The organism is Arthrobacter sp. Y3225116 (assembly GCF_059091245.1).
In genome coordinates this window covers 1-7,043 of the sequence record NZ_JBNHGL010000153.1, presented here as the reverse complement: position 1 = coordinate 7,043, position 7,043 = coordinate 1, and the positions used below count along the sequence as shown (strand labels likewise).

Annotated in this window: 8 protein-coding genes and 1 pseudogene; 3 read left to right on the top strand and 6 right to left on the bottom strand. The window is 69.1% G+C overall.

All coding sequences use genetic code 11. The features are described 5' to 3' along the window. Positions 1-257, bottom strand: a 257-nt coding sequence (locus tag AC5RV2_RS12840) for a DUF7059 domain-containing protein (protein ID WP_494092645.1), incomplete at its 3' end; no start/stop codon positions are given. A 132-nt stretch (positions 258-389) separates the two neighbouring features. On the opposite strand from AC5RV2_RS12840, the gene AC5RV2_RS12835 reads away from it, so the two are divergent. Further along, positions 390-968, top strand: a complete 579-nt coding sequence (locus AC5RV2_RS12835) for a GNAT family N-acetyltransferase (RefSeq protein WP_494092644.1) — start codon at positions 390-392, stop codon at positions 966-968. A gap of 141 nt (positions 969-1,109) precedes the next feature. Here AC5RV2_RS12835 and trhO read toward each other — a convergent pair whose 3' ends face one another. Next, complete coding sequence (trhO, locus tag AC5RV2_RS12830; RefSeq protein WP_494092643.1) at positions 1,110-2,015, bottom strand: oxygen-dependent tRNA uridine(34) hydroxylase TrhO; 906 nt, start codon at positions 2,013-2,015, stop codon at positions 1,110-1,112. Positions 2,016-2,112: 97 nt separating this feature from the next. Between trhO and AC5RV2_RS12825 the strand changes: the two genes are divergently transcribed. Next, positions 2,113-2,787 (top strand): GNAT family N-acetyltransferase, encoded by a 675-nt coding sequence (locus AC5RV2_RS12825; protein WP_494092642.1) that lies wholly within the window; start codon positions 2,113-2,115, stop codon positions 2,785-2,787. Positions 2,788-2,925: 138 nt separating this feature from the next. Continuing rightward, positions 2,926-5,280, top strand: coding sequence for a DEAD/DEAH box helicase (locus AC5RV2_RS12820; RefSeq protein ID WP_494092641.1), 2,355 nt, complete (start codon positions 2,926-2,928; stop codon positions 5,278-5,280). Positions 5,281-5,317: 37 nt separating this feature from the next. On the opposite strand, the gene AC5RV2_RS12815 is transcribed toward AC5RV2_RS12820, so the two are convergent. The 4 genes and pseudogenes from AC5RV2_RS12815 to AC5RV2_RS12800 form a co-directional block, all read right to left on the bottom strand. After that, the gene (locus AC5RV2_RS12815) at positions 5,318-5,782 is read right to left on the bottom strand and encodes an Rv3654c family TadE-like protein (RefSeq protein ID WP_494092640.1); all 465 of its coding nucleotides are present in this window, start codon (positions 5,780-5,782) and stop codon (positions 5,318-5,320) included. Further along, complete coding sequence (locus AC5RV2_RS12810; RefSeq protein WP_494092639.1) at positions 5,769-6,209, bottom strand: TadE family type IV pilus minor pilin; 441 nt, start codon at positions 6,207-6,209, stop codon at positions 5,769-5,771. The genes AC5RV2_RS12815 and AC5RV2_RS12810 overlap by 14 nt, the downstream gene beginning before the upstream one ends. Positions 6,210-6,212: 3 nt before the next feature. Next, positions 6,213-6,662, bottom strand: a complete 450-nt coding sequence (locus AC5RV2_RS12805) for a DUF4244 domain-containing protein (protein ID WP_494092638.1) — start codon at positions 6,660-6,662, stop codon at positions 6,213-6,215. 127 nt (positions 6,663-6,789) lie between these two features. Further along, a pseudogene (locus tag AC5RV2_RS12800) lies at positions 6,790-7,043 on the bottom strand (type II secretion system F family protein); the annotation flags it as partial.

Below are 7,043 nucleotides of genomic sequence, written 5' to 3'. Positions count from 1 at the left end.
CTCCGGCCCAACAGCCAGAGGCGCACGACGGCGGCCAGGCGGCCCTGTGCCGGATCCTCCAGCAGTCGGGCGGTGGCCAGAACGGCCGGAATCAGCTGGTCGCGGTCCAGGGCCTCCCACGCCTCGGCTCCGAGCAGCGTTGCCACCCCGTCCACGCTGTAATCCAGGGCGGTCAGGTCGGCGGCCAGGTCCGCCAGCAGCCGCCGGTCACTGCTGGCGGGCGCGCCGGGGACGTCGGAGAAATCTGCACTATCCACGGCCCAAGTCTAGTAACCCGTACGGACACGCCCCGGACCTGCCCGGGGGCCGAGGGTGCGACGGCACCTGAGTGGCCGCGGGTCGCTGCCACCCGTGCGTCCGCGCCGGTGCCCTGATGGTTAAATGACCTCATGCTCGTCACCACCACCTACCTTGAACAGACCGATCCGGCCCAGCTGGTGCCGGGCTCGCGCCCGCTGCCGGATGATGCCGCCGTGGTGCGGGTGCGGCAGATCAGCCCCGAGTTCAGCAAGTTCCTATACCGCAGTGTGGGCAGCAGCTGGAACTGGGCTGACCGGCTGGTGCTCACGCGCAGCGAATGGGAACAGGCAGTGCGTGCCCTCGGTGCGGAAACCTGGGTGCTGTACACCGGCGGCGCCCCGGCCGGCTACGTGGAACTGTTGGGCCGCCCCGGCCAGGCGGGCACCGACGTCGAAATCCTGTACTTCGGCCTGTTCCCCGAGGCGATCGGCCGCGGGCTCGGCGGCGCCCTGCTGGCCGAAGGCATCCGGCAGGCCTGGCAGTTGCACGGCCGCTGGGACGGGTTTCCGCCGGTGCGGCGCGTCTGGGTGCATACCTGTTCGCTGGACGGTCCGGCTGCCGTGGCCAACTACCAGGCGCGGGGCATGAGCGTGTTCAAGACCGAGGTCGAGGACACCGAACCGCGGGATGCCACCGCGGGCCTGTGGCCGGAGACCGCGAACGCCTGACCAGCCGCGGGACCTGACGTCGGTGGGCAGCCCCGCGACGTCACAAACAGCTCCGGGACGCTCCCCTGCCCGGGACCGGACGGCGCGGAAGCCGCAGGGGCGAGACAACAATAGTCAGCCGGCGCCAGTCAGCAGCGGCAGTCAGGCGGCGGCAGGCTCCGGGCAGCCGTCCGGGCAGCGCAGGGTCTGCGGATCCGCTGCGCACGCGGAACAGTACAACGTCAGCTGGCGGCAGTCCGGGTTGGAGCAGTTCTCGAACTTGTTGGTCGGCGCCTGGCAGCGGACGCATTCCCCGATGGTCTTGGCGTCCGGCGTGAACTCCAGGTGCATGCGCTGATCGAAGACGTAGAGCGATCCTTCCCACAGCCCGGCGTCGCCGAAGGTTTCGCCGTAGCGGACGATTCCGCCGTCGAGCTGGTAGACCTCCTGGAAGCCACGGTTGACCATCAGGGACGAGAGCACCTCGCAGCGGATGCCGCCGGTGCAATACGTCACCACGGGCTTGTCCTTAAGATCGTCGTACTTGCCCGAGTCCAGTTCCTTGATGAAGTCGTGGGTGGTGGCCACGTCCGGCACGATGGCGTCTTTGAACTTGCCGATCTGCGCTTCGAAGGCGTTGCGGCCGTCGAAGAAAACCACGTCTTCACCCGCCGCCTTTTTCGCGTCGATGAGCTGGTGCAGTTCCTCCGGGCGCAGGTGCGTCCCGCCGCCGACCACGCCGCCCTGGTCCACTTTCAGCTCCCCCGGCGCACCGAAGGATACGATCTCGTCCCGGACCTTGACGCTCAGCCGCGGGAAGTCTTCCGCCCCACCCTCGGACCACTTCACGTCGAGGTTGCGGAAGGCGGGGTATTCGCGTGTGGTTTTCACGTACTGCTTCACCGCGTTCAGCTCTCCGCCCACGGTGCCGTTGATGCCGTCCTTGGAGATCAGGATTCGGCCGCGCAGGCCGAGTTTCTCGCACAGAGCGCGTTGCCAGAGCCGGACGGCGTCCGGGTCCGGCAACGGGGTGAAAGCGTAATAAAGCACAATTCGGTTCAAAGCCACGCATCAAGGTTACGCGGTGGCCGGCAATCAGGGATTGTGACAGGGTTGTCATCGATTAGGCATGCCGCCCGCGCCCGCTGTTCGGTACAGTCCTGCTATGGGTCACGAATATACGACTGACGTCCCGGACGACGTCCTTGCTGCCTGGGTCGCCGGCTGGTCGGCCTGCCGCGGCTACTCCGCCGAAGAGGTCGACGGACACCCGGCCGTGTTGCTGGCGGACAAGACCGGGGACTGGGAGTACTTCGCGTTCGAACCGGGCGACGAGGAATTCGCCGCCGTGGCCCGCGACACCACCAAGTCACCGGGACGGATCTTCACCGTGCTGACCCGCGACGCGCAGCGGATCCATCAGTTGGCGCCGCAGCATGGGCTTCGGGTGCACCACAACGCGCAGTCGTTGATGGTCACCGACATGTCCGGCCAGGACACCGAGGCCCCGTGGTACCGCGACGCCGATTACAAGACCGAGGTCGAGAAGCACGGGAACGTGCACCGGGTCCGGGTGGTGCATGAAGGAAACGAGGCCGCCCACGGCGTCGCCGCCGCCGTCGACAATTTCGCGGTCTTCGACCACATCGAAACGGACATCAACTACCGCCGGCGTGGGCTGGCCACGCACGTGATGCGCGCGCTGATCGCCTCCGTGCTGGAGCACATGGTGGACACCGGGCTGCTGATCGCCTCGCACGACGGCCAGATGCTCTACCGGCACCTGGGCTGGGACACGGTCTGCGATGTGATGATCCTCAAGCCCGTGGCGGAGGGCTGACCGCCTGCTGCCTGCCCACCCATGCAGCCCGGCACACCCCTGCTGCCTGGCTCACCCGTGCAGCTGGCCCGCACGGCCCGCAACTGCCGTGCTGCGGGGGCTGTCCGCCGCGCCCCGGTGTGGTGACACAATGTTCGGGTGGCCCTGCACGATTCCCTGATCCCGCTGCTCGGCTCCGGTCCGGAGCCTGAGCAACTGGTGCATGTCCGCAAGCTCCCGGCCCGGGAGGCCGTCGCGGAGCCGTGGCCGGAGTGGGTCCACGACGATATCCGTGCCGCCTACGCCGCGCTCGGGGTGCACGAGCCGTGGCGCCATCAGGTCCGCGCCGCCGAGGGCGCCCATCAGGGCCGCCATACGATCATTGCCACGGGCACCGCCTCCGGAAAGTCGCTGGCCTACCAGGTGCCGGCCCTGGACGCCATCCACCGGACGGCACTGGCAGACACCGTCAGCCTCGAGCCGAGCGGCGCCGTCGCCCTGTACCTGGCCCCGACCAAGGCGTTGGCGGCCGACCAGCTGGCGGCCATCAAGGCGCTGAAGCTGCCCACCGTGCGGGCGGAAACCTACGACGGCGACACCGACCCGGGTGCCCGCCGCTGGATCCGCGACCACGCCAACTTCGTGCTGGCCAATCCGGACATGCTGCACTTCGGGATCCTGCCCAACCATGCCTGGTGGGCGCGGTTCTTCCGCCGGCTGCGCTTCGTGATCATTGACGAGGCGCACAGTTACCGCGGCGTCTTCGGCTCGAATGTTGCCAATCTCGTGCGGCGGTTGCGCCGCGTCTGCGCCAGCTACGGCGCGGACCCGGTGTTCATCGGGGCTTCCGCCACCTCCGCGGACCCCGCAACCTCCTTCGGTCGGCTGATCGGCGCGGAAGCAGAGGCCGTGACCGAAGACTGCTCGCCGCACGGCTCCACGACCGTGGCGTTCTGGGAGCCCCAGCTCACCGAGCTTAAGGGCGAAAACGGTGCCAAGGAACGGCGCACGGTGGTTGCCGAGACCTCCGACCTGCTGGCCAATCTCGTGGCGGCACAGGTGCGTACCATCGCCTTCATCAAGTCCCGCCGGGGTGCCGAGACGATTTCGTCCATCACCAAACGGCTGTTGGACGACGTTCATCCCTCGCTGCCGGGGCGGGTGGCTGCCTACCGCTCCGGCTACCTGCCGGAGGAACGCCGCGAGCTGGAAGCCAAGCTCAGGTCGGGGCAGCTGCTGGGCGTCTCGAGCACGTCTGCGCTTGAGTTGGGCATCGACATCTCCGGGCTCGATGCCGTCCTGGTTGCGGGCTGGCCGGGCACCCGCGCCTCGTTGTTCCAGCAAATCGGCCGTGCCGGCCGGTCCGGGCAGGACGCGCTGGCTGCCTTCGTGGCCAGCGACGATCCGCTGGACACGTATCTGGTGCACCACCCCGAGGCTGTCTTCGACGTCTCCGTGGAGGCGACCGTTTTCGACCCGTCGAACCCCTATGTCCTGGGGCCACACCTGTGCGCCGCAGCCCAGGAGCTTCCGTTGACGCCCGCGGACATCGGGCTGTTCGGCGCCGCGGCTCCGGGCCTGCTCGACCAGCTGACCGCCGACGGCTACCTCCGGCGCCGGCCGGCCGGCTGGTACTGGACCCACCCGGAAAGCGCGGCGGCCATGGTGAATCTGCGGGCCGACGGCGGTGGACCCATCAGTATTGTCGAATCGGAATCCGGGACGCTGCTCGGGACCATGGACTCCCCGCAGTCCCACTATCAGGCCCATAGCGGCGCCGTGTACGTGCACCAGGGCACGACGTACGTCGTGGATGAACTCAACGAGCAGGACCACTGCGCGATGGTGACCCGGGCCAATCCGGACTACTACACCCAGGCCCGCGACGTCACACAGATCGAAGTGCTCGGCGCGCAGCGGACCGAGCAGTGGGGCGAGGTCCAGGCCTGCTTTGGCGACGTCAAGGTCACCACCAAAGTCGTCTCCTTCCAGCGCAAGGCCTTCATCTCCAACGAAATCCTGGGCGAAGAGCCGCTGGATCTTGGTGCCAGGGAACTGTTCACCAAGGCCGTCTGGTTCACCATCGGCGAGCAGCAACTGACGTCCGCGGGATTGGTCGCGGCCCGTGTGCCCGGTGCCCTGCATGCGGCCGAACATGCCGGCATCGGGCTGCTCCCGCTGGTGGCCTCCAGCGACCGGTGGGACATCGGCGGGGTATCGACAGCACTGCATGCCGATACGGGCAAGCCGACCATCTTCGTCTACGACGGGCATCCCGGCGGGGCAGGCTTCGCCGAGCGGGGCTTCGAGGCGGCCAGGATCTGGCTGGCGGCCACCCGGGACGCCATCCGGTCCTGCGAGTGCGAAACGGGCTGCCCGTCCTGTGTGCAGTCCCCCAAATGCGGCAACAAGAACAATCCCTTGGACAAGTCGGGGGCGGTCACGCTGATCGAGGCTCTGCTTTCCGAAGCCGGCCCTGCCCCTGCCGACAGGCACCAGACGGCCGTCGCCTAACCGAGGGCACCGCCGCTGCTGACTGGCCAGGTGCGGCTCACCGGCCCGGCGGTGGCCCCGCGCGGGCCAGGCCCTCGGCATGCGTCCACTGCCCGTCAAGCCACCCCAGCAGGTCGGGCAACCGGGTCCGCGTCCGGACGTCAACCACCACACCGCCGGGTCCGGAGCGGCGGCACGCCAGCAGCTCGGCATCATGCTTGCGTGCCACTTCCGCCGCCAGGGTGCATGGTTCGCCATCCAGCAGGCCGCGGGCAGCATCGGCGCCGGCCAAGGCAGCGAGGTCGGCCGCCTTCCCTGCCCGCGCCGATGCCAAGCCCGCCTGCATCACCGTGACGACCACCGCAAGCATCATGCAGAGCACGAGCACCAGCCCCACCGACAGCACCGTTCCGGCGCCGTGGTCAGTGCCGTCCGGTCCGGGTGCGCCGAAACCGACATCGGCAGCGGCACCGGCACCGGGCGGCGCGGCACCGGCCCCCGGCCGCCGGCTACCTAGCTCCATCTCCTGCGCCCGACGGATTCACCGGCCCACCGGTCGGCTCGCCGGGGCCGGTGGCCCGGGCCTCCAGCGTCCAGCGCCCAAAACCGTGCCATGGACCAGATACCTGTGCCGTGACATGGACCGTAACCCAACCGCCGCCGCTGCCGGACGCCAACGTGGCGCCGTCCCCGGCGATGGAGCGGACCGTGTGGGCGGCTGCCGTCTCCGACTCGCCGCGGCCAAGCTGCCGAACCGCGGCCTGTGCGGCCTTCTCCACATTCAGCTGTGCTGCTCCGGCGGCCGCACCGGCCAGCAGGAAAGCCAGCACGACGACGACGGAGGGCAGGACAACGGCGAACTCGGCCGTGACGCTGCCGCGCTCGCCGGGGCCGTGGGCGGCCGGGGCACACCTGCTGGCGCGGAAGCGGGCGGCTCGGCACAAAGACATCGGTCAGACCGCCCTCAGCGCCAGCTCCACCAGGTCCGTGAGCATGCCCCGGACTTCGCCGCTCCGCAGGATCAGGACCAAGACACCGGCGAACGCCACTGCGGCAAGCGTGGCGATGGCGTACTCGGCGGTAGCCATTCCGGCTTCAGAGTCGGTCAGGTGCCGCCAGTTTCTCCTGGCGTGCCTGTCCCGACGGCCCGCAGGGAAGTCAATAACCTGCGCAAGAAGGCCGGGGCCGTCATGCGCGGCAGGTGGTTGTTCCGCTGCGTCCCCAAGCGGTTGAGCCGCCGCGTTCCCGGTCGGTTGAGCCGGTGCGGGTGGTTGCGCCACCGTGTCCCCGGGTAGTTGCGCCGTCGCGAACGCTTGCGCCGCCTTGTCCCCGGGTAATTGAGCTGCGGGGTTCGGCGGCAGCGCATGTGGCGTGCGGTCCCAGATTTCAGCCAGTGACAACATGTTTTTCCTCCTGGAGGTGACCGCCGGATTGCGGTTATTCGAGCTTCCCCGACCGGGCCAGGAGCCGGCACCGCCGGCTTGGTCCCGGTGCACAATCTGGGGTGCGCCCTGCACTGTGGAGGAGTGCTTACAGCTTGGGCACGAGGGCGACGAGCACCGGCACGACGCCCAGCGCGATGAAGGCGGGAAGGGCGCACAGCCCCAGCGGGAGTACAAGCCGGGTGCCGAGCGCGGCCGCGCGCTGCTGGTCTTCCTGGTGGCCGCGCCGCCGCAGCTGGTCGGCTTGGGCAAAGAGCACCGCCGCCGAGGGCGCCCCCGTTGCGGCACCGAAGCGCAGGGAGTCACGCAACACGTCGACTCCGGAACCGGGCTCGGCGAGCG